Origin of the sequence: Paenibacillus glycanilyticus (assembly GCF_023715145.1) — a bacterium.
In the GTDB taxonomy this organism is placed as follows: domain Bacteria; phylum Bacillota; class Bacilli; order Paenibacillales; family Paenibacillaceae; genus Pristimantibacillus; species Pristimantibacillus glycanilyticus_A.
In genome coordinates this window covers 144,257-166,266 of sequence record NZ_JAMBNP010000003.1, presented here as the reverse complement: position 1 = coordinate 166,266, position 22,010 = coordinate 144,257, and the positions used below count along the sequence as shown (strand labels likewise).

The 22,010-nt window shown below is 49.8% G+C and carries 26 protein-coding genes; 7 read left to right on the top strand and 19 right to left on the bottom strand.

Translation table 11 applies throughout. The features are described 5' to 3' along the window. The first annotated feature begins 69 nt into the window (after positions 1-69). Together M3194_RS10380 and M3194_RS10375 are read left to right on the top strand one after the other, a co-directional pair. Entirely contained in the window at positions 70-534 is a 465-nt protein-coding gene (locus tag M3194_RS10380; protein WP_251653365.1) for an SgcJ/EcaC family oxidoreductase, read from the top strand. Positions 535-722: 188 nt separating this feature from the next. Further along, a complete protein-coding gene (locus M3194_RS10375) occupies positions 723-1,625 on the top strand; it encodes a phosphotransferase (RefSeq protein ID WP_251653364.1) in 903 nt (300 codons plus the stop codon). A gap of 61 nt (positions 1,626-1,686) precedes the next feature. On the opposite strand, the gene M3194_RS10370 is transcribed toward M3194_RS10375, so the two are convergent. From M3194_RS10370 to M3194_RS10360, 3 genes are all read right to left on the bottom strand, one after another. Beyond that, a complete protein-coding gene (locus tag M3194_RS10370; protein ID WP_251653363.1) occupies positions 1,687-3,201 on the bottom strand; it encodes a malate:quinone oxidoreductase in 1,515 nt (504 codons plus the stop codon). A 259-nt stretch (positions 3,202-3,460) separates the two neighbouring features. Next, the gene (locus M3194_RS10365) at positions 3,461-3,631 is read right to left on the bottom strand and encodes a hypothetical protein (protein ID WP_251653362.1); all 171 of its coding nucleotides are present in this window, start codon (positions 3,629-3,631) and stop codon (positions 3,461-3,463) included. Between the two features lie 33 nt (positions 3,632-3,664). After that, positions 3,665-4,033, bottom strand: coding sequence for a winged helix-turn-helix transcriptional regulator (locus M3194_RS10360; RefSeq protein WP_251653361.1), 369 nt, complete (start codon positions 4,031-4,033; stop codon positions 3,665-3,667). A 144-nt stretch (positions 4,034-4,177) separates the two neighbouring features. On the opposite strand from M3194_RS10360, the gene M3194_RS10355 reads away from it, so the two are divergent. Then, positions 4,178-4,819 (top strand): NAD(P)-dependent oxidoreductase, encoded by a 642-nt coding sequence (locus M3194_RS10355; RefSeq protein WP_251654197.1) that lies wholly within the window; start codon positions 4,178-4,180, stop codon positions 4,817-4,819. A 100-nt stretch (positions 4,820-4,919) separates the two neighbouring features. Here the strand turns inward: M3194_RS10355 and M3194_RS10350 are convergent, their stop codons facing one another. The 10 genes from M3194_RS10350 to M3194_RS10310 form a co-directional block, all read right to left on the bottom strand. Further along, positions 4,920-5,729, bottom strand: a complete 810-nt coding sequence (locus tag M3194_RS10350) for a GNAT family N-acetyltransferase (RefSeq protein WP_251653360.1) — start codon at positions 5,727-5,729, stop codon at positions 4,920-4,922. Positions 5,730-5,735: 6 nt separating this feature from the next. After that, on the bottom strand, positions 5,736-6,071 hold the full coding sequence (locus tag M3194_RS10345; protein WP_251654195.1) for a YciI family protein: 336 nt from the start codon (positions 6,069-6,071) through the stop codon (positions 5,736-5,738). 254 nt (positions 6,072-6,325) lie between these two features. Further along, a complete protein-coding gene (locus tag M3194_RS10340; RefSeq protein ID WP_251653359.1) occupies positions 6,326-7,630 on the bottom strand; it encodes a polysaccharide deacetylase family protein in 1,305 nt (434 codons plus the stop codon). Between the two features lie 38 nt (positions 7,631-7,668). Then, positions 7,669-8,316: a hypothetical protein gene (locus tag M3194_RS10335; protein ID WP_251653358.1), complete on the bottom strand. Its 648-nt coding sequence runs from the start codon at positions 8,314-8,316 to the stop codon at positions 7,669-7,671. Between the two features lie 289 nt (positions 8,317-8,605). Beyond that, positions 8,606-8,740 carry a hypothetical protein gene (locus M3194_RS31240; protein ID WP_285889207.1) on the bottom strand — a complete coding sequence of 45 codons (135 nt, stop codon included), beginning with the start codon at positions 8,738-8,740 and terminating at the stop codon, positions 8,606-8,608. Positions 8,741-8,827: 87 nt separating this feature from the next. Further along, positions 8,828-9,547, bottom strand: a complete 720-nt coding sequence (locus M3194_RS10330) for a DUF5666 domain-containing protein (protein ID WP_251653357.1) — start codon at positions 9,545-9,547, stop codon at positions 8,828-8,830. A 118-nt stretch (positions 9,548-9,665) separates the two neighbouring features. Further along, the gene (locus tag M3194_RS10325; protein ID WP_251653356.1) at positions 9,666-10,163 is read right to left on the bottom strand and encodes an RNA polymerase sigma factor; all 498 of its coding nucleotides are present in this window, start codon (positions 10,161-10,163) and stop codon (positions 9,666-9,668) included. A 206-nt stretch (positions 10,164-10,369) separates the two neighbouring features. Continuing rightward, positions 10,370-11,197, bottom strand: a complete 828-nt coding sequence (locus M3194_RS10320; protein ID WP_251653355.1) for a sugar phosphate isomerase/epimerase family protein — start codon at positions 11,195-11,197, stop codon at positions 10,370-10,372. A gap of 166 nt (positions 11,198-11,363) precedes the next feature. Further along, the gene (locus M3194_RS10315) at positions 11,364-12,911 is read right to left on the bottom strand and encodes a tetratricopeptide repeat protein (protein WP_251653354.1); all 1,548 of its coding nucleotides are present in this window, start codon (positions 12,909-12,911) and stop codon (positions 11,364-11,366) included. Between the two features lie 88 nt (positions 12,912-12,999). After that, complete coding sequence (locus tag M3194_RS10310) at positions 13,000-13,770, bottom strand: TerC family protein (RefSeq protein WP_251653353.1); 771 nt, start codon at positions 13,768-13,770, stop codon at positions 13,000-13,002. A gap of 296 nt (positions 13,771-14,066) precedes the next feature. Between M3194_RS10310 and M3194_RS10305 the strand changes: the two genes are divergently transcribed. Next, positions 14,067-14,588 carry a cupin domain-containing protein gene (locus M3194_RS10305; protein WP_251653352.1) on the top strand — a complete coding sequence of 174 codons (522 nt, stop codon included), beginning with the start codon at positions 14,067-14,069 and terminating at the stop codon, positions 14,586-14,588. A gap of 81 nt (positions 14,589-14,669) precedes the next feature. Here M3194_RS10305 and M3194_RS10300 read toward each other — a convergent pair whose 3' ends face one another. Next, positions 14,670-15,377, bottom strand: coding sequence for a DNA alkylation repair protein (locus M3194_RS10300; protein WP_251653351.1), 708 nt, complete (start codon positions 15,375-15,377; stop codon positions 14,670-14,672). After that, the gene (locus M3194_RS10295) at positions 15,346-15,558 is read right to left on the bottom strand and encodes a TetR/AcrR family transcriptional regulator (protein ID WP_251653350.1); all 213 of its coding nucleotides are present in this window, start codon (positions 15,556-15,558) and stop codon (positions 15,346-15,348) included. The genes M3194_RS10300 and M3194_RS10295 overlap by 32 nt, the downstream gene beginning before the upstream one ends. 293 nt (positions 15,559-15,851) lie before the next feature. Between M3194_RS10295 and M3194_RS10290 the strand changes: the two genes are divergently transcribed. Further along, positions 15,852-16,907, top strand: coding sequence for an SDR family oxidoreductase (locus M3194_RS10290; RefSeq protein WP_251653349.1), 1,056 nt, complete (start codon positions 15,852-15,854; stop codon positions 16,905-16,907). On the opposite strand, the gene M3194_RS10285 is transcribed toward M3194_RS10290, so the two are convergent. Together M3194_RS10285 and M3194_RS10280 are read right to left on the bottom strand one after the other, a co-directional pair. Beyond that, entirely contained in the window at positions 16,908-17,279 is a 372-nt protein-coding gene (locus tag M3194_RS10285; protein ID WP_251653348.1) for a winged helix-turn-helix transcriptional regulator, read from the bottom strand. A 111-nt stretch (positions 17,280-17,390) separates the two neighbouring features. Next, positions 17,391-18,017, bottom strand: a complete 627-nt coding sequence (locus M3194_RS10280) for a nitroreductase family protein (RefSeq protein ID WP_251653347.1) — start codon at positions 18,015-18,017, stop codon at positions 17,391-17,393. Positions 18,018-18,746: 729 nt separating this feature from the next. Here M3194_RS10280 and M3194_RS10275 point away from each other — a divergent pair. Continuing rightward, positions 18,747-19,619, top strand: coding sequence for an aminoglycoside phosphotransferase family protein (locus M3194_RS10275; protein WP_251653346.1), 873 nt, complete (start codon positions 18,747-18,749; stop codon positions 19,617-19,619). 46 nt (positions 19,620-19,665) lie between these two features. On the opposite strand, the gene M3194_RS10270 is transcribed toward M3194_RS10275, so the two are convergent. Beyond that, complete coding sequence (locus M3194_RS10270; protein ID WP_251653345.1) at positions 19,666-20,373, bottom strand: MOSC domain-containing protein; 708 nt, start codon at positions 20,371-20,373, stop codon at positions 19,666-19,668. Between the two features lie 79 nt (positions 20,374-20,452). On the opposite strand from M3194_RS10270, the gene M3194_RS10265 reads away from it, so the two are divergent. Continuing rightward, the gene (locus tag M3194_RS10265) at positions 20,453-21,343 is read left to right on the top strand and encodes a LysR family transcriptional regulator (RefSeq protein ID WP_251653344.1); all 891 of its coding nucleotides are present in this window, start codon (positions 20,453-20,455) and stop codon (positions 21,341-21,343) included. Here the strand turns inward: M3194_RS10265 and M3194_RS10260 are convergent. Further along, positions 21,338-21,946 carry a MarR family winged helix-turn-helix transcriptional regulator gene (locus M3194_RS10260; RefSeq protein WP_251653343.1) on the bottom strand — a complete coding sequence of 203 codons (609 nt, stop codon included), beginning with the start codon at positions 21,944-21,946 and terminating at the stop codon, positions 21,338-21,340. The two genes, M3194_RS10265 and M3194_RS10260, sit on opposite strands and share 6 nt — an antisense overlap. Between the last annotated feature and the right edge of the window lie 64 nt (positions 21,947-22,010).

Genomic DNA, 22,010 nt, shown 5'->3' with positions numbered 1-22,010 from the left:
TTGATCATCTCCTCCTATCATTATTTTATAATGGTAAACAAAGAGATATTGCAGGAAGGAGGCAAGCCGATGCCGGATAATCAAGAGGATATTCAGGCCATACACCATGTATTTCGCGCTCTATACCGAGCGTGGGACCAGGGTGACGGCAAGGCCTATAGCGAGTTCTTCACCGCCGATGCGGATTACGTCACCTTCTTCGGGGAGCATTTGAAGGGCCGCCATGCTATCGACAGCGCCCATCAGGCGTTATGGGACGGCCCGCTGCGCGGGTCCAAGCTCATCGCCGATCTGAGGGAAATGCAGCTGCGCTTCATCACCCCGGATATAGCGCTGGCCCATGCCACCGGAGCCGTTCTGATGCGATGGCAGAAGAAAGCGCCCGCCAGCCGGGATTCGATCAATACAAACGTGCTTGTGAAGCAAAATGGCGAATGGAAAATTGCCGCTTTCCACAACTGCCGCATCAAAAAATTCAATTGGCTCACACGTCTTTTGTTTCAGCCAAAGAGCAAGCCGTCTGCCAGCGTATAAATCACAAAGGCCATCCGCAATGGATGGCCTTTGTGTATGAAGGACATAAATAGACATAAAAAAAGAGTCCTGAATTTTTCCAAGACCTTATTCAACATCATAGCAGAGCGGAAAACATAAGTCTATATCTTTTTCCCTGAATATGTAAAAATAGGTCTCGTTAAATACATGCTTCGGGAGGAACTATTATGATTCCAACACGCATCTCTGCCTATCAAGCCGCGATCCCCATGCTCCATAACGTTACGGAATGGACGCTGCTGCGGCAATGGGCACTATCCGAGGTCTACAGAGTAACGCTAGCAACAGGGGAATCGCGCATTATTAAGTGGGGCGGGAACGAAATGGCCGGCGAAGCGAATATTTACGATCAGCTCGTTTATCCCCTGCAAATTAAAGCACCCGCGATCTTTCATTATGTTGAGCTGCAAGACAGCGGAGTCATGGTGATGGAGGATGCCGGTGACAGCAATCTGGAGGAGCAGCCGATGCCTGCTTATTTTCTGGAGGCAGCAAGAGAATTAGCAAGATTCAGGCTTGCGGCAACCGCCAACCTAGAATCGCTGCCGAAAGAGGTCATAAACGCACACACCGTCTCAAGCGAGGACTTTCTTTGTCTGTTAGAGGATCTATTGCGTTCTGACAGGTTAGCCGGGTCAATAAGCTTATTAAGATTACGGGAGCTTCTGCCTCCTCACTTGGCAAAGCTTGAACATTCCGTACCCCTCTCCATCGTCCATCATGATTACCATGCCAAGAATCTGCTGATTCAACATAACGGCGGTATTATGCCGATTGATTGGTCAAACGGTTATTTAAGCCCGCATCTTGGAGATCTGTACCGCTTGATATTAGAAGCGCAAGCCTTTGGCGGTCTATCCAAAGAGGAAGTAATCGCAGCCTACCGGGAAGACGCGGATATCACTATCGAACAGCTGAACTGGCAGATATCCGTCGGCGGATTATGCTGGCTCATCAAGACGTTACGATGGCTCGCATACGGCGGAACGGAGATTATTCCGGGCTCCGATGCCTGGGTGCCGGATCTGATGAATGATGTAGAGATATTAGCGAAAGAGCTTCGCTCCTAATGAAAAAGCCTTCAATTGCAATGGCAGCAATTGAAGGCTTTCCTATACGATCAGACAGGCGTTAGGCCAACGCCGAGCTTGTTGCTTGTTTTTTGCCGGTGCTTGCAAGACCAAGAGCTTCATTAGCTGTTTCATTGATCTGTTTGATCAGCTCGGGATGCTGCAGCAGCTTGGTTCCGTAGGACGGAATCATTTCTTTCAGCTTTGGTTCCCATTCTTTGATATGCTGCGGGAAGCATTTGCCGATCACTTCGAGCATAACCGATACAGCCGTCGAAGCACCTGGCGAAGCGCCAAGCAGGGCAGCGATCGAGCCGTCTGCGGCGCTGATTACTTCCGTGCCGAACTGAAGGGTGCCTTTGCCTGCCGCAGTCTCCTTGATGATCTGCACGCGCTGGCCGGCTACGAGCAGCTCCCAATCTTCGCTCTTCGCGTTCGGAATGAACTGGCGCAAAGCATCCATGCGCTGCTCTTTCGAGAGCATAAGCTCCTTGATCAGGTAAGTGGTCAGGGACATGTTTTTCGCCCCTGCCGCCAGCATGTTCGTCAGGTTATGCGGTTTGACGGAAGTAATCAGATCGAGATTAGAACCGTATTTCAGGAACTTCGGCGTAAAGCCCGCAAACGGACCAAAGAACAACGATTCCTTGTTGTCGATTACGCGAGTATCCAAGTGAGGTACGGACATTGGCGGAGCGCCAACCGGAGCTTGGCCATAAACCTTGGCACGATGCTGGGAAACAACCTCCGGCTTCTTGCAGACCATGAACAGACCGCTTACCGGGAAGCCGCCGATGCCTTTCCCCTCTTCAATGCCGGATTTCTGCAGCAGATGCAGACTTCCGCCGCCGCCGCCGATAAAGACGAACTTCGCGTTGATGCGTTCCGTGCTGCCGCCCTCCAGATTGCGGACTTTCAATTCCCAGGAGCCGTCGCTTGCACGTTTAATATCATCTACATTATGGTTGTAGTTTATGTCGACGTTTTGCTTCTTCAATTGATTGAACAATATACGCGTTAAAGAACCAAAGTTGACGTCCGTCCCGGACTCAATTCTGGTCGCTGCGATAGGCGTATTGACTTTCCGGTCTTTCATCATAAGCGGAATCCATTCCGTCAGCTTAGCCGGATCTGCCGAGTATTCCATCCCTTCGAACAATGGATTAGTCGACAAAGCTTCGAAACGCTTCTTCAGGAACGTTACGTCTTTTTCCCCTTGCACAAAGCTCATATGAGGAACGGGTACAACAAAATCCCGCGGATTACGGATCAAATTGCTGTTAACAAGGTAAGACCAGAACTGCTTCGAAACTTGAAACTCTTCGTTTACTTTGATGGCTTTGCTGATGTCCATCGTGCCGTCCGGCTTCTCCGATGTGTAGTTCAGTTCGCATAGCGACGAGTGCCCCGTACCCGCATTGTTCCACTCGTTAGAGCTTTCCTCACCGGCCGTAGCGCGACGCTCGAACACTGTAATTTCCCAGTCCGGCTTTAATTCTTTCAGCAATGAGCCCAAGGTAGCACTCATAATGCCGGCACCAATTAAGATTACGTCTGTTTTCGTTTGTTTGCTCATTTTAACCGTCCTTATGCCCTTCGATTTGCAGAAAGGATGTTCACGCTCCTGTTTCACACATCTTTTCTGTATCTAAAAATAATTTGTATCACGATAGATGAAAATGTCTATATCTATTATACGACAGTTTCAAGCTATAATCGACGCTATTTCCACATGATTTTTTAACCATTCCCTGAACTATTCTCCACATATTCGGCTCCGAACGCTCCGAAAAACAACAAAACCACTCCAAAGTTTGGAGTGGTTTCTTATTAATTCAGCTTACCACTTCATTTGGAATATCCCAGAGATAGTAATGCTTCGTATATAGCCTTGTCTCTATGACAATAGATTCTCCATTCCGTTCAAAAACCAGACCCGAGCCCATCTGCTCTTTGTAATCCCAGTCGCGCTGCTTCATGTAACGCTTCACAATAAAAATCAGCATGCCTATCCCCCTTTCCGCTTCGCATCTGACTACTTAGACGGATGATGGAGTAAAAAGGTGCTTGTTCATCGTATATTTCCTTCCCCACTCCCCCATGCTTTCGAGAATCGGGAGGAATTGCCGTCCCGCTTCCGTCAGCGAGTACTCGACCTTTGGAGGCACCTCCTGATAGACCTCTCTGTGGATCATTTGATCCTTCTCAAGCTCTCTGAGCTGGCTGGTTAATATGGCCTTGGAAATACCGGGCACCAGTCGTTGAAGCTCCCCAAATCGCTTTGTCTCCCGCAAATGCCATAAAATAATAATCTTCCACTTGCCTGCAATCACGTTCTGCGTCTCCGTTATGGGACAAACCGCGATCTGCTCCACCGGAATTTCTCCTTCGAATGAGCTGCGAGCCATCCTCAATCCCCCGTTTCATCCATGGTTCTGTTTTTATGACTAGGTTATATTATTATGACTACTTTAAAAAAAGGAACTAAGGAAATAATATAAGACTATGCTTAATTGCACAACCTAACCATAGCGAAAATGGAGGAATAGATGATGAAAATTGCGATTATCGGCGCAAACGGCAAAGCCGGGAGCCTCATTCTGAAGGAAGCGGTAGAGCGGGGCCATGAAGTGACCGCTATTGTAAGAAAGGCCTCTACCATTGCGGACGCAAACGTTGGCGTTCTCGAGAAGGATATTTTCAGCCTGACGGGTTCGGATCTGAAAGCCTTTGACGTGGTGGTCAGCACTTACAAAGCCGCGGAGGGTGAAGAGCATCTCTATATCGAATCCGGAAGAGCTCTCGTTCAAGCGCTTAAGGACGCTCCCCGCACGAAGCTGATCGTAGTTGGCGGCGCGGGCAGTCTGTATGTCGACGAGCAAAACACAACCAAGCTGATGGATACGCCGGAATTCCCGGCTTTTGTATACCCGACTGCTTCCAATGCCGGCAAACAGCTGGATGAGCTGAAAGGCTCCGACTCCGTTACATGGACCTATATCAGCCCTGCAGCCTTCTTTGACCCTAACGGCAAACGGACAGGTGCCTATACGAAGGGCCTCGACCATGTCATCGTCAACAGCCAAGGCCAAAGCTATGTCAGCTACGCCGATTATGCCATCGCCGTGCTGGATGAAATCGAGAACCCGCAGCATGTGAATCAACGATTCACGCTTGTTGGCGAAGCAGAATAAATGACGAGTGCCTCCCGGATCATCGGGAGGCGCTTTTTTCTCCCGCAGCATCTCCGCCAATAAAGAGGAGCAGCCTGACCCCGCTATTCTATTCCAGGAATCATGAATTATCCTTCTGTTCTGTAGATTTAGACTTTGACGCTGTGGATACTTCGATATTTAACAGCCGTGTCTTGGTCACCATGCCGGCGCTCTCCAAGGTGCGTTTGGATGCTTCGTTGTAATACCAGCAGCCGCAGATTGCGGTGATGCCATGCTCTTTGCACCATCTGCGCAGATGGACGATTAATGCTTTTCCGTTGCCCTGCTTCCTGAAGGCCTCATTCGTGAACATCCCGATGCTGGCATGCCCGTCAAACATCCTGGACGTCTCCATGATGCCAATGCCCAACAGATCCGCAGCCCGGTAGAAAACGAACAGCCTTTCTGCGGCAATCCAGTGCTTATAATCGCTTAGGAAGTCTCCGCATACCCGCTGTATGGCTTGCAGTTCATCTTCTCTCGCAAGGCGGAATACCTCCCCTTCCGAGGGGCTTGCCACCATAGCGGACTGGCTGTCCTGGAAGAAGTAGGCCTGCTTGTTGATCTTGAAGTCCTGATCGATAGCCAAGCTTAGGAACAGCTCGTCGCAGGTCGGCACGAACAGATTTTTCACGGCATGCCGCTCGAGCGCTTCAAGAAACAATGGCTGCGCATGCTTTAGATAAGGCTTTCGGATATAAAACTGCGTCAGGAGCTCCTGTTTGTGTATCGCGTAATAGCCGGCATCCTCCGGGCCGTCCTGAATCCGGTAAAAGACCGAGGTCAGAATATGATCCTCCAGAAAGGAATCAAAAGGCGAGGACAAGCCCTCCAGATACTCTGCAGCAAGCTGCTTAATCTCGGCGAATGTGCATTCTTTGACGACCATTTTCGCTTAATCCTCTCCCTTGAAATAATGAATGGGACGAATCTCGAGCCCCCATTCAAACGTCTCTCCTGCCCCCACTTGCACGGCAGGATGCAGAGAGGCAATCCGAACCGCTTCCTCCAAATTCTCCGCTTCAATGATAAACGCGCTGCCGATCATCTCTTTTGTCTCAATAAAAGGACCGTCCAGCACCTTCACCTTCCCGTTAACCCGCCTCAGGCTTGTCGCTTCCTTGGCAAGACCGGCATCCACGATAACCTGGCCGCTCTTATAGAACTCCTCCAAATGGGGAGGACATTGACTCATTACCGCATTAATCTCCTCTTTTGGAAGAGCATCCATTATACCCGCGTTTAAATAACCCAAACAAAGGAATTTCATCGTTATATTCTCCTTTACCCTTAGATTATGGTTAGGCGTCTATGCATCATCAACGAACGAAATCCGGCAAAATCGACCGATGCTCATGATTAAATTTTTCTCCAATCGAAACCCGAAACCTGCTGCCCTAATTGTTTCGAAATTTTTTTCTCAAAGAAGGACAAAAAAGCACCCAAACGGGTGCTTCGCTGCGAATGATATAAGTAAATCGATGATTACTTGAAAGCAACAAACGTTAAGTCCTTGCCTTTTAAATATTTAATGATAGATGGAAGCGCCTCTAGCGTGTTCTTGTCTTCATGCAGGACATAGATGCCGCCGGCTGCTTCAACATGATGGAAGTAGCGGACGATATCGTCCGGATTCTTTGCATTCCAGTCTTCCGGGTCCCGGTTCCACAGCAAGGTCTTCATCTCCTGCTTATCGGCTGCGGAGACAAGATCGTCGTTAACCGCGCCATAAGGCGGACGGAACAAGGTAACCGGTGTATGGGTCAGCGCTTCGATGGCCTTGCTCGCCTTGGACAGATTCTCGCTCTGTTCTTGCAGGGTAAACTTCGTCATTACGCTATGATCCCAGGAATGATTGCCGATCGACATGCCATGGTTGGACGCGTAAGTTACGGCCTCTTTATGATGCGATACGTTTTGCCCGACAAACAGGAAGGTTGCCGGTACGTCCTGCTTCGTCAGGATATCAACGATTTCCTTCGTCAGCTTGGACGGCCCGTCATCAAAGGTTAAAGCCACGTAGTTCTTCGGCAGCCCGAAAAACTTCTTCTCTTCATCTACGTCGATGATGGTGAAGCCGGACTGCTCCTCGCGGGCTTCAGACTGCACCTGGTCTTGTGCCATAACGGCTTGATCCGCCGTAACCACCTCGGCAGCCTGAGAAGCCTCCGTCATGCTCTTGTTACCCGTTGTTGAAGACGCCGCATGCGCGATAGGGATACTCTTCGAATCGTCATGGCTTACCGTAGCCTTGGCAACTTGTCCGCCCAGAATACGCGCGGAATCCACCTTGCCCCCGGTTGCGATAGAGAGAATGGCCAAGAGGCCAAACACGATTAGAATGGCAACGGCAATTTTCGGCAGGCGCGCAGAGAATCTGCTTCGCAGCTTTGGATGATTCGAAGTCTTCTGATCATCAGCTTCATCCATCCGTCCTTTCTCGTCCGGAGAATAGGGCGGAAGCTCTCCTTGCCGCAGCTGCTTGATCCTATGAACATAAGCTTCGCTGCATGCAAAATATAACGGAACACGGATGCTGCCCGTGGATCGGATTATGGAACTATAGTACGAATTGCGGTAAGGATCCCACTTGGAGTAGGGAGAGATGCGAATCCTGTCTCCATGTAGTGGCCCCAGTGCTTCAAGTTCAAGGAACGTAAACTCATCAATTTCGATCACGTATGTTGCATACTTGTCGTCTTGGGTGACGGCGATCTTAATCTGGCTAACACCACTTGAGGTCCTCCCAAGAGACAGCAGCTCCATCACCTGCGTGCTGTATGTCTCCATCCCCACATCGTCCTTCTCTTCGCATTCCCGGCATGACCTTAATCGGATGAACCACCATCAATAGAGCCTGTGTTTGGTGCAAACGGAGACGTCAGCCGGTTCGTAAAGTCATTTACAATGTTAAGAAGATGCGTCTTCTCCTGGCGGAGGGCATCAAACTTCTGTTTCATTTGGGAGAGCTCGGCTTCCAGCCGCGTATTCTTCTCCTCAAGCTCATTCATTTTCTTATTCTTTTCGGCCGTTGTCTCATTGTGCTTCTGCAGGAGTCCTGCATAGTTCTGACGCTCGAGCTCAATAACGCTCTTAAGTTCTTCAATCTCGCCGGATAAGGTGGAATGAAGCTCGCGGTAGTCATCCATCATCTGGTCAACCTTCAGATTCTTGTCGCTAAGTCTCTTCTCCAGATCCAGAATGCTCTTCTCGCGCTCCTCAATGACCTTGCCGAGGTTCTTCAAATCTCTGTTCAATCGGTCAATCTGACCATTCGCATGTCCCAGCCGGTCCTGCAGATCGTTATGGCTCATCTCCACATGCTGCTTGGCTTTAATCATCTGCTCAACGGCGAATACGAGATCAAGCGACCGTTTGTCCATATGGCCCTTATTGATCAGAATCGAGCCTGAAGACTCATCGCTCTGCTCAACCTTGACCGAATGGACCGACACTTCCTCCTGAGGTTCATCCAAGTCCCTCCTTGTCCCAAGATCCTCTCGCGATTGCTGCTGCTCTTTCTTCTTTTGGAAAGGAGAAAACATAGATCAACTCACCTTTTCTGAGAAAATATGTCGATTAATATCGAAAAATGTTTCCTTCATTATAGATTAATTTTCCAAGTTTATATGCGGGGCTAAAGTACCTAATTACGCTAGTGTAACTAGGCTAAAAGGAGTGGTAATGCAGGAGGATGTGCGTGATTATGCTGATCGGCAGCCACAAAAAAACCACCCTTGGTCAGGGCGGTTAGAGGTGTTGCCGTTAATCCTTATTTCTTGAGCCCCAAATTTCTTTATAGTGCGGACTGTGGATCAGGCCGATGATATTGCCGAACGGATCTGCGACGGATGCCGTGAACCAGTTCACCCCGCGCTCGATAAGAGGCTCGTACTCCATTGCGCCAAGCTCCCATCAGGCGCACAGCATCCTCCAGCACAATGAAAAAAGACACCTGCGAGCAGGTGCCTTTTCCCGGTACAGCTATTATTTTTGCGGAGCAAAGTTGTTGTAGATGCGCGTAGCATTTACTTTGCCGCTGCTCAGATCTTCCGTTGTGAAGCCGGATACCGCGTTGCCTACTTTGAATTCTTTTTGCAGCAGCTCGTCGGATTGCTCGCCTGCAGTTGGTTCCGTAATGCCCATGATAGTGTCAGGAGTTACCGTTACCCATACATCGTTAACTTTGAAGCTTTTGCCGTCTTCGCTTACTTCAGAGATGAAGCCGTCAATGTTAACAGCCATTTTGCCAGTCGTAGCAGGCTTGCCTGCATCCTCTTTCTCAGGCGCGATCAGGTTGTAGATCACGTCAGCCGTTACTTTGCCAGTGCTTACGTCTTGGGAAGTAAAGCCCGATACGATGTCGCCTACTTTAAATTCTTTATTGAGCAGCTCTTGGGATGGCGCTGCCGCTGTTGGCTCGCTGCTTCCCAGCTGCGTTTTATCCGTTACTTCTACCCACAGGTCGCCTACTTTGAAGCTTTTGCCGTCTTCGCTTACTTCGGAGATCACGCCGTCGATGTTAACCGCAACTTTGCCCATGATAGGAGGCTTGGATGTTGCTTCAGCCGTTTGCTCCTGATTTGTTGGGGCAGACGCCGGGTTATTTTGATTTTGGTTTACGCTGATTACGCCAACCGCCAAGATTGCTGCTGCTGCAATGCCTACTGTCCAACCAGTCAATTTCTTTTTGCTTGCTTTTTCCATTTTAATTCTCTCCTCTTTAATTGTAGTTGTATGTGATGTCTTTTCTGATTCCAGCATTAACTTCTGATAGGTTGCCTCTTTGAAGTCCTCGCTGGTTCGAACACGGGACATCGCGGATTTATAAACAGATTTCTTCATCCTCCAGGCCTCCAATCTTGTCTTTTAAGAGCGAACGTCCTCTGGCAAGCCAAGTGCCCACCGTTGCGGACTTGGCCTGCATAATTTCCGCTATCTCCTGGATCGAGTATCCTTCGTAATAATGCAGATGAATCGGAATCCGATACTTCTTGTCCAAGGAGAGTACGGCCTGCAGGACCTCGCTTTCTTCCTTGGGGAGGTAGCTCAGGTCTTCGGGAACAGGGTTTCTGCTTTTGAACCATCCGGTTTTCAGCATGTTTTTGCTTTTATTAATGGTTGTTCGAATCAACCATGCTTTTTCATGTTCGCTGTTCTCAAAGACAGGGCGCTTTTGCAGATACGTCAGGAAAACCTCCTGCGCTACTTCTTCCGCGTCAGCTATATTTTTTAAATAAGCGAAAGCAATCTTGATCATGCTTTGCGAATATAGATCCAAGGCCCGTCGCACAGATTCATTGAGCTCATATGAATTGTACACCTCAGCACCTCCTTTCACTTGTAATACAACTGAGTGCCCAGTTATTTTTCATTTCATGCAAATTATTTTTTTAGACGTAAAAAAGCGCGCGAATGCATGCAATTTCCCAACATGTAAATTAGCCCAGTAATCAAAAAGGCACATCCGCCGCACCTGCTGAGCAGGATTGGGGATGTGCCTTTTTGAATGATGGAGTCATGAAATATCTATTTTCTCGCGGCCAACCGGCCTTCCCTAACGAATCGTGCCGCTTCAGCCATTTGCGACTCGGTTACCGCTTCCAGCGTGGCAAAGCCATATGGCTTGTGCTGCTCCAGCAGCTCAAAGAATAGCGGGTAGTTCAGCTCGCCTTGGCCTGCCGCCGTCTCCGTCAAAGTGCCGTCCGCTGCGCGGCGCAGGTCCTTCACATGGGCGCTGACGATCCGCGGGCCAAGCAGACGGAAAGCTTCGCGGACCGTTTGGTCCTGATTCTCAAACCGTGCCGCATTCATCAAATTGCAAGGGTCCATGACAACGCCTACGCAGGAGGATGGGAACCGGTCAATCGTCTCGGCCAGCGTTTCGGTTGTGTCGATCATATGTCCCTGAGCCGCTTCCAGTCCAATCGTTACGCCCCATCGCTCCGCTTCTTCAACCAGCTCCTCAAGCGCCCGGTTTAACCTTTCGATATGCAAGCCGCGGCGTTCCGGATCCGTTATGCCGCCAACCTCCGTTGCTACAATTGGCGCGCCGAAATGCCGAGCATTCCGCAAATGCTCTTTGAAGCGGTCCACATTATGACGGTATGCCTCATCGTCCAGATCGACGAGGCTCGCGTAGCAGCCAAGCACCGCTATCCGGACACCTTGCTCCGCAAATGCTCCGCCTACCTCCTGAGCAAGTCCCGGGCTTAGCCTGCCAAGCCTCGAATCCACATCCGAGAACGCCTTTGCAAGCGCCAGTTGAACATAAGGAAATCCTTGCGCGGCTATTTTTTCCGCCAATTCCTTATAAGGCAGCGTTCCAAGCAAATGAGCTAAAATTCCGACTGACATGATTACCATCCTCTCACGTTCATCTGAAATCTACTTTGTCTCTCATTATACTTTGAATTTCTTGGAAGGTAAAAAAGAAAAACCCGGTCATTTAGCCGGGTTTTTCTTTTTTACCTTATTCTAATAGATGACAGATGACGCAGCTTCATTTACAAGCAGAATTTTTCTATTCCGTCTCGAAATTACTGATCAACGCCAAAGCTTCCTCATTGTCGGGCTCAACCCGCAATAATTCGCGCAAGTAATGCAGAGCCTGCTCCTCCAGCTCCAGCTCGAAGCAGCAAATGGCCAGACAATAGAAGACGGTCGAGACAATCTCCTCTTCGTCTTCCTCTATGGATATTTCCAGGAACCGTTGGGATTCCTCATACATCTCCATCTCGAATAGCAGCAGCCCCGCCTCAAGCGCAAGATCATACTTTTGCTGCATCACGTAGTAGGACGACCACATAATGTGTATCCCAAGCAAAATATCCTGCTTCTCTTCATCAAGGGCATCCGGCAGCAGACTGGAGATCTGCTTCGTGCTCTGAATGAAGAACTCCGCGTCATGACCGCCCAGGCGCCAGAAGCTCAAGATATGCCGCAGCTCCATGGTGTCCAGCTTACTGTCTACCCAGATCTTCAAGCTATAGAAATCATCCGGACCATACCGCTCTACAAATCGGCGGTAAGCTAGCCGAGTCTGGAGACAGCTCTCGGGCGCATCCACATGAATCATGCAGCCGACGTTAATATTCTCATAGTGATGATGGGGGAATAAAACCAAGGCACCTTGTTGCTCCAATACCTTCTGAATGGCATGGTAATTGGCCGTTAGAGAGAAGCTCCCGTGCAGGACGAGCTCCGGCGGATCCGCGAATTTCCAATTATCCAGCAAATGATCCCCTTTATCCGCAGTCAGTAACAGATATCCCGCATGCGACAGCTCGTTCAACCGATCCAGACAGGTTAAGCCGGCCACCGGGAATACAATATGCGAGTCCTCAAGCTCTTCCTGATAGGTAGCGATGATATCCCGGTAAGGATACGTTGCTTCCTCGTACTTCGGTGCCCGCCGGTGCTCATAGCTTAGAGCAATTTGACTCAACAGCTCTGAAGGCTTAAGGGATTCTCGATTCTCCGGATACTCCACCATCACGTCGGTCTCGTAAATCTGACCTTCTCCCACGTAGAGCAGCTCTTGCGGAATACCGTCAAAGAAGTAGTTCGCCACGATAACCAGAGGCTGCTCCAAATCTCCCTTGCTGATGGTCTCGCCGGAAACGGCCAGCTTCAGCTCGGTATCGTGAACCGCGTCAAACGGCGCAAAATCGAGCATTCCCCGTGCGACAAAGGATTGCAGCGCAGGATGCTTCTGCCAGGCAATAACATTGCTCATGGCGAGGTCTGTCATGATATAACGGAAAGCAGGCAAGGAAATGCCCGCATAGTCTATCAACCGGCACAGCTCATGAAGCACGTGGAAAGCAAATCGGCCTGCTCCCGCTCCAAGCTCCACGATTTGAACAGACCCTGCGTGATCGGCCCGGTCTTGCAGAAAACCGAATATCATCTCGGCATAAGCCGTTGCGATCATCGGATTGCTCGTAATATATTGAGGCACCTGGTCGTTGTTCCAGGCCCTCAATCCTTCTTTTTCATAATACTCCCGCTGGATGTTCCAGATCGGCGCTTCACTGAAGCGGTAACGCTGTTTGTTTGAAGTAGTCATTTAAGGGTAACCTGCTTTCTGAACTTTGCACATTACCTCTATCTTACCTCAATACGGGCCTAATTACGAAACACAAAGCAAAAATCCGTTAAGACGCTTCGACCTTCTGATGCTTTTTGCCTGGCGCAAACCAGCCGATAAGCGCAATGGCAACCAATACCCCGTAAAAGACAACTGTCCAGCCGGTGCTGTGAGGGAAGTGGTGATCCAGCAGCCCAATATCCTCATGAGCCAGCGTAATGACGGCCAGCTTCACGCCAACCCATGCTACGATGGCGTAAGCCGTTGTCTCAAGAGCAGGACGTTCTCCAAGCAGCTTAACAAACCAGCCTGCCGCAAATTTGATCAAGATAAGCCCTGCAATTCCGCCAAGGAGCACGACTGCGAATTGGCCCCCGTCCATACCACCGAAATCGCGGAGCGGTGAATCCGGAAGTCCAAGCGCAAGAGCTACCGCAGCAAGAATGGAGTCGATTGCAAACGCGAGATCCGCGATTGCGATCTTGCTGACTGTTGGCCAGAAGCCCGAACCCGCTTTTTGTTTCTCATCCTTATGAACATCCTCGTTCTTCTTGCCAAAACGCGCCTGAATGATGTGCTTCAATCCCAGGTATAGGAGATAGGCTGCGCCAATCGCCTGTATCTGCCAAACATTCGCAATGAAGGATATCGCAAAAAGAGCGCCAAAGCGAAAAACAAAAGCCATAATGATTCCGTAGTTGATCGCTCTTTTCTTCTGATCGTCCGGTAAATGCTTCGCAATAACCGCCAATACTAGTGCATTGTCTGCCGATAATAATCCTTCCAATCCAATCAGGATTAGTAAAGCCCACGCATACTCCAGCCAGATTGATTCCAACGTGGATTCCCCTCTCTTCGTACATAATCGGTATAAGTAATTTTCTCTTGTCCGTTAATGCATATACGTAAGATATCGTCAAAGGAGTTCATTTTTTTCACAGAAAAAAAGGAACTGGAAACCGGCTGGAAGAAAATCGTGGATCAGGAGGAAGAATGACTATCCAACAAAGGCCAACGTTGGCCTGGAATACCCGCTGTCTATGAAGCAATCATCATCGGTTGCCTAAACCCCTTTATGTAGGCACATGCATAAGATAAAGCGATGAGATAACGTTGCCCGAGAGGAGAACTTGGATGTACAGCTACCCTTACCGCTATTATCAATGGCCGATTACAATGCCGAGCAATTGGGGTTATTATTGGGATCCCCGTTATTACAATTGGAGCTATAATTATCCCGGCCCGCCATACAGGGATATTGCGCTGCAGGATTACGGAACACAACCGTTTGTGGTGAACTTAGACGAGGCAACCGAGCAGAACAACAATTACCGCACCGCGCTGTGGACAGGTCACTATATGCAATTAGCCTTAATGAGCATTAATGTCGGCGAAGACATCGGCCTTGAGGTTCATCCGACAACCGATCAATTCTTGCGGGTCGAGGAAGGCCAAGGGCTTGTGCAAATGGGCGACAGCAAAGAACATCTGGACTATCAAGCGATGGCCTACGAGGACTATGGCATTATGATCCCCGCCGGAAAATGGCATAATGTCATTAATACCGGGAACAAGCCGCTAAAGCTCTATTCCATCTATGCCCCGCCGCAGCATCCCTTTGGAACGGTACAACAAACGAGACCGGCGGGCGATTAATTCCGGTATGCTCCCATGAGCAAATGAAAGCCCCCGTTCCTTCCATGGAATGGGGGCTTTCTCATTATCAATCCTTACGGCTTAGCACCTTACATATTTGCGTTTGAAGCCAACCTGCCCTCGAGCCAGAAACTTTTCAATATTAACGGAAGCGTTGATCAGCTTGCTTTTTTTGGTGCCCTGGCCGACTTCAACCGGCCCGACTTCACTGGCAATCTCTACCGCTTTATCATGAAGCGGCTTGAAGGATACCGCCACCGTGTAAAGGAAATTGTTCATCGCGTATTTTGCCCGCTCGGGAGCATCGCGGATCGTATTCTTCACCAGCTCCAGCATGCCGGCGATTTTCTCTTCGGAGAACTCGTTGTCCTTGCGGTTGCCAAGCAGCCAGCAGTAACAGCTCCAGCCCGCCGACATCTTCAGCTCTTCGCCGCTTGCAATCCATTTATCCGACACCTCTTGCGCTATATCCGTTTCCGCCAATGTAACGGCCACCACAAAGTCCGAGATCATATAGAAATAAGCGCCGCCGATCCACCGCTCGAAATCGGCCTCCGTCATCGCTTTGGGCTCCGCAATGATTCCCGCAAAGTACATGGCATCGTAGTTGCCCGTTGCGTAAAGCTGCTCGGCTAACGGCTGATTATGCTTGATCCTCCGGAAGATAGGCTTCATCTCGCCCGTAGCCACGCCAAACAGCGGTTCGTGCGCACCATTGGATTGGTAGATCTTTTTGGTTCGTTCCTTGCCGAGCCCTTCAAGCTCTTGCATAACCTCTTCTAGAATCATTGTTCGCACTTCCTTTGGAATGGTTTGTTATCGAACTTCCGGCAATTAGGGCGACGTGGTTTCCGTAGCCCTTCTGTCCCCTTCGCAGAATTTCGCTTATAATCTCGTTTTTGGACTTAAAATAATGATACATGTTGCCTATGCTCGTGCCCGCTGCCGCAGCAATATCGTTAATACTCACCGAAACCGATGCCTTTCATGGCGATGGTCTTGAGGGCAGAGTCAAGAATGTGATTGATTCTTTTCTCTCTTTGAAGAAGATCCTTCTCTGCGTTTCTAGGCGACATATCTTAACGCAGCCCCTTTCTTGACCTCCATTATAGCAGAGGGTCTTGAACAGGGCGATAAAAGGTCGAGCGATAGCCGGTACCTTTCATTTGTTACCTTAAAGTGCGTATAGGAGTTGAAAGTGCGTACTTCACAGCTCCTCCGTTCTGTCTCACAATGTGATCAGAAGCAGAGGAGGAATGGATAATGGGAACAACGAAAACCGCTCTTGTTGTTGGAGCAAACGGGGTAATTGGAAGGAATCTTATTGATTATCTTGGGACATTGCCCGAATGGGATATTATCGGACTATCGAGGCGCGGCGGAGAGGCTTCCGAACGGATGCGGTATATTGCGGTCGATCTTCTGGACAAGGAAAATACCCGCGAGAAGTTAAGCGGCCTGACCGCCGTTACGCATATCTTTTATGCCGCGTATCAAGATCGATCGACCTGGGCTGAACTCGTGCACCCCAACCTTTCCATGCTCGTGAACGTAGTTAATGCTATTGAACCCGTCGCCCGGAACCTGCAGCACATCAGCTTAATGCAAGGCTATAAAGTGTACGGCGCGCATCTTGGTCCCTTCAAGACACCGGCACGGGAGACGGACGCTTATCATATGCCGCCCGAATTTAATGTCGATCAACAGCGATTTCTTGAGCAGCGGCAGCCGGGAAGCAGCTGGACCTGGTCGGCCCTACGCCCTTCGGTTGTTGCCGGCTTTGCATTGGGGAATCCTATGAATCTGGCAATGGTCATCGCCGTCTACGCTTCCATGTCCAAGGAGCTTGGTCTGCCGCTTCGTTTCCCGGGAAAGCCCGGCGCTTACCACAGCCTGCTGGAGATGACCGACGCGAATCTGCTTGCCCGCGCGACAGTATGGGCGGCCACCGATGAACGATGCGCGAATCAGGCTTTCAACATTACGAACGGCGACCTCTTTCGGTGGAATGAGCTCTGGCCGAAGATCGCCGCCTATTTCGGCCTTGAGACAGCCCCTCCCTTACCGATGTCGCTCGATATCGTCATGGCTGATAAGGAGCCTCTCTGGAATGCCATGGTCGATAAATACGATTTGCAGAAAATCGGCTATAAGGACGTGTCCTCCTGGCGTTTCGGGGATTTCGTGTTTTCCTGGGATTACGATTTCTTCGCGGACGGCTCGAAGGCCCGGCGCTTCGGCTTCCATGACTTTATCGATACGGAACAGATGTTCATGGACATATTCGAGGACTTCCGGAAGCGCAAGATCATTCCGTAATCACTTCGTCAGGTACGGAGGCTGGAACAGAACCTTTCCTTTCTCGCCGTACTTCCTATCGATATAGCCATCGCCCCATCGGCACATGCCGTGGAGAATTTCTTTCAAGCTCCAGCCATAGTCCGTTAACTCATATTCGACCTTCGGAGGCACCTGATTGTAAGAAATGCGGGTTATGATCCCATCCCTCACTAGTTCTGACAGCTGTTGCGTCAGCACTTTCTGCGATATGGCGGGGATCAAATGCATGAACTCGCCATTACGCTTCTTGCCAAACGTGAGATGGAACAAAATAACCGGCTTCCACTTGCCTCCGATGACTTCAAGAGTGGCTTCAACAGCGGTATTGAAAACTTTCTCCTCATCCTGCATAAGCTCAGATCGCCTCCTATGTTCAACTTTACCATTTTACCTCTCATAGGAGTACCGCGGTGAGGCGGAAGCAAAGAAAGGACGTCCATAGGTTGGACGCCCTTTGGCATGTTAGAACCGCTCATAGCTGACGAACTCTCCGACCGGCTTGCGGTAACCGCGTACTCTGCGTTTGGATGTATCCTCTTGCCCGATTCCAATAAGCAGCGCAGGGACATAACGATCCGGAACATTCAGCACCTTCATAATGGCTTCCGGGTCAAAGCCGATCATCGGGCTGCTGTCCCACCCTTTCTCTTTGGCTGCAAGCATAAACAGCATAGCGGATAAGTTCGCGTTACGAATCGCCTCATCCCGCTTGAAGGCTTCGCCGCGCTCTTCGTAAAATTGATGGACGGCCGATACGGTGAAATCGTACTCCTGTTTATTAATGACGCCCAGGTTCAGCAATCCCTCGTTAATCTCCTCCACATTCTGATGAGCATCCATATGACCCAGAACAAGAATAACGGCGGAGGCTGTCTGCACCTTATACTGCTTATTGGCAGCTTCGTACACCTGCTGCTTCATGGCCTCATCCCTCACAACAATGTAATGGGCATGCTGCAGATTAAAGGACGATGGCGCGTACTTTACAAGATCGAAAATCTCATGAAGCTCCTTATCCTCTATAGGTACGCCGGTATTAAATTTATTTGCGGATCTTCTCTCCGTAACTACGGACACGAAATCTTTCATTTCGCCCGCCTCCTCGATGTTATATTTCTTCCTATTAACTGCGTTTATTGTCTTAGTTTTAAGATATGTAGGCTAAAAAAAGGATCCTCCTGTTGCTATGCGGACTCACGGTTGCCCATGGCCTCGCACATATATTCTCAAATTAGCTATCTTAATTTTAAGATATATAAAAGGAAAATGCAACCTTTTTTATTTGCGGAAGATGAATATTGATGCGCGATGTACGGAGCAAGGGAGAAGCGTACAGTCTAAGAAACCATGCTAGCGCAAACTTGCCCGCCGCTTGCCGAAAGCATGGTTTCTGTGCTTTTTGCCTGCTTAGATCGCACTTTATGGCTTACTTTTCCGAACGATCTGCTCCGTATCGTCCAGCCAAATGCTCTAGGTGAGACTCTCCCCAGTCATTCAAGGCCATTTCCGCGTGTCTTGTTTCATGTTTTCTCCTCCAGGCGGTACCTCAAGGAAAAAGCATTCATGTAAATTATGCTTCGCCCGAGGCCCCTTGTTTTATGAAATGGGTTCGCTCTGGCGAGAAGATGATGAGCTGGTGCATAGACCGGGTCACTTCTTTTCATGACACAGTATAAAGAGCAGAGCAGCCATTTATAAGTCCAGCGAAACGGGGAAGTAAATTATAACTGTTTTACCCTTTGATATGGCTAAGTCGGGTTGTTATGATGGGTATACCCTTATGATGCATCGACTTTGAAAAAAAGAGAGGCGAAAACCATGATTGAAATAACAACCGACCTGGTACGTCGATTAGTTCATAATCAATTTCCCGAGTGGAAGGACCTAGCGATCAAGCCGGTGGACAAAAGCGGGCATGATAACCGCACTTACCGGCTGGGAGACGATATGACCGTTCGTCTGCCGAGTCATGAACACTACGCATCGGCTGTCGAGAAGGAAGTCACGTGGCTTCCCGTGTTCAAGCCTCTTCTGTCCCTGCCTATTCCGGCTCCCATTGCGCAAGGCAAGCCAACGGACGACTATCCCCTTCCCTGGTCCGTGAACCGATGGATCGAAGGAGATACCGTGACATATGCCAACATACGTGATCTTAACGAGTTTGCTGAGGATCTCGCGGGATTTCTGAAGGAGTTACAGGCTATTGATGCTGCAAACGGCATACCCGCAGGCATCCAAAACTTTCACCGCGGAGGAAATCTGGCGGTTTACGATCAGGATACACGAGCCATCCTCGAGAAGCTTGACGGTCCATATGACCGGACGCTCCTAACGGAAATCTGGGAGCTTGCCCTTGCGACAAGGTATGAAGCAACGCCGCAATGGCTGCATGGCGATGTGGCCGTAGGCAATCTGCTTGCGCGGAATGGCCGGCTCTGCGGCGTCATTGATTTCGGAACCATGGGCGTTGGCGATCCTTCAAGCGATCTTGTCATGGCATGGAACTTTTTCGATGACGAGAGCCGCGAAGTATTCCTGAACCGCATGGAGGTTGACCAGGATATGATTAATCGAGCACGCGGCTGGGCCTTATGGAAAGCGCTTATCACCTATGCCTGGAATGAGCCGGGCTCGGAAGCCGCCGACTGGGGTAAACGCGTTATAGAAGTCATTATTCAAGACTACAAATAATTAAATCGGCTATAGCAAAGGGAGGGCTCTCGCCCTCCCTTCGCTATTATTCCTTGCCCGACAATCTCGCGGCCGTGTCCGTCACTTCGCCCTGCAAACGCTTCGCAAACGTCTTTCTCCAGCTGGCGGACAACGAAGGAAGAGCAAGAATCCGCTCCATTCCTTCAATATTCTTCTTATCCTGGTGCATAATCGTATTCGCGTACGAGATCGTGACGGCATCCTGCTGTCTTTCTTCCAAGACAAGCCCCGCTTCCGCATGGACGAAGCCCTCTTGCAGCACCCTGAAATAATAGCCGGTATATCCCGTGGTCTGCACCAGAAGCGGAAGCGCGGGCAGGTTGTATTTCACGGACAGCTTGAAGCATGGCTGCCTGGGCTGGCTCACCTGTACATAACTTTCCCCTAGCCGAAAGACGTCCCCGATACAAATCTGGCTTTCAAGAATCCCTTTTGTAGTTACATTTTCGCCAAACGCCCCTGGATTAAGCTGTACGCCAAGCACCTGCTCCCAGTGAGCAAAATGCTCGGAGGGATAGACGCAGACTGCCTTGTCCTTGCCGCCGTGATGCTCCAAATCAGCCTGACCGTCCCCTTCAAAATTCAAGCTTGAAAGATAAACGCCGTCTGCAATGGGCATCTTATAAATTCCGGTTCGGACCTCTTTGTTTCGATGCTCCACCACAATTGGCTGGCCGACATTAAGGGATACGACCTCGGCGCTTTTGATAGGCGAATCACTTCTATTATTCATAGGGTTCCTCCTCTTCTCACCGTTTCAACTGCTTAGGACAACTTGTATAATAAGGACTAAAAAGGAGCTGACCCGCAGCATGGAACTGAGACAACTCGAATATTTTGTAGCCGTATGCGAGGAGCTGCATTTCACGCGGGCAGCCGAGAAGCTTCGCATCTCCCAGCCTTCATTAAGCCAGCAAATTCGTCTTATCGAGCATGAGGCCGGCATGCCCTTGTTTGATCGCATAGGCAAAAAAATCTCCATTACGGAAGCAGGCAGCATCCTGCTTAAGCATTGCTACAATGTCTTTCATGAATTAGAACAAGCGCAGGCTGCCCTAAATGAACTGCAAGGACTGAAAAGAGGCACGCTCAAAATAGGCGCCTTGCATTCCGTCATGAATCAGCTCCTGCCTTCGGCCATCAAGAATTTTCATGCCCATTACCCTCAAATCGAATTAGCTTTATCCGGGCTGCGGCACGGAGAGATAATTGAGAAGCTGCTGCACAATGAACTTGATATCGGAATTGTATATTTACCGGTTGAACACGAGGAATTGCACGTGGCCCATCTCTACGATGAGGCTCTTGCCTTAGCCGTACATAAGGATAACGAATTAGCCGGGCTTTCGGAGATCAAGCTGGCTTCCCTTCAGGATGTACCCATGGTCATGCTCCAGAATCCTTATCGCCTTCGACAGTTTTTGGACGGCCTTTTCCGTGAGCATCGCATCTGTCCGAAAACGGTCATGGAGCTTAATGCGCTGGACGCCATGATAAGCATGGTGGATGCAGGGGCCGGTGCCGCCATCTTGCCCTTATCGTATTTGCAGCGATTGAAGCAGCCTGCCATTCGAATCATCCCGATCGCAGATCCGGTTTTGAGCGTTCAGATTGGAATCGCTTATCGCCGCAACAAGTATTTGTGTGCGGCCAGCAAGGTGTTCATCGAGCATATTAGCGCCTCGGTTACCCCGCAACTATAACGCCTCCGTATGCTCCGGGCATTCCTGCAGGGAAGCTTCATGCGTCAAATATTTTTGGATCAGGCGGCAAAAGTGGGGCGATGGCCCCTCGGCTGCATGGGGACGAAAATGCACGCAGCCTAAACAGGGCTCCGCTACAACAAGCCGTCCTTGCCGATTCAGGCTGGAAATAATGGCGCCGAGGCCTGTCTCCAATTGCTCGAGCTGGGCTTCCTCCAAGGTCTCAACGATTTGTCCAAGCGTATTTCCCCATTGATCAAGCTTGCTTGCGGCCAGCTCTCCGTTATTCGTGAGCGTCAGCCTCGTAACTCTGCGGTCCGCTGGATTCGGAATTTTACGGATCAGCCCTTTGGATGCAAGACCATTCAGCACTTTGACTGCCGTTACATGCGAGGAACCGATCATCTTCGTAAAGTTTCCTACGGTCGCCATGTCTTCCCGTGTATGTTGAACAAACAGCAAGGCTTGAATTTGAACGGGCGACAATTCAAACTCCGCGCTTTCTTCCTGATTGATGGTCTTGATAGCTTGCGCCAATCGCAACAAGGCCATACTGACTCGTGCAGCCCTGTCCTTATTGCGATGCTGCGGATTATAGATCATATTGCCTTTCACCTCACCCCTTATCATACCTTCCGTGAGCAAAGTTAAGCTATAAGGGAAGCAC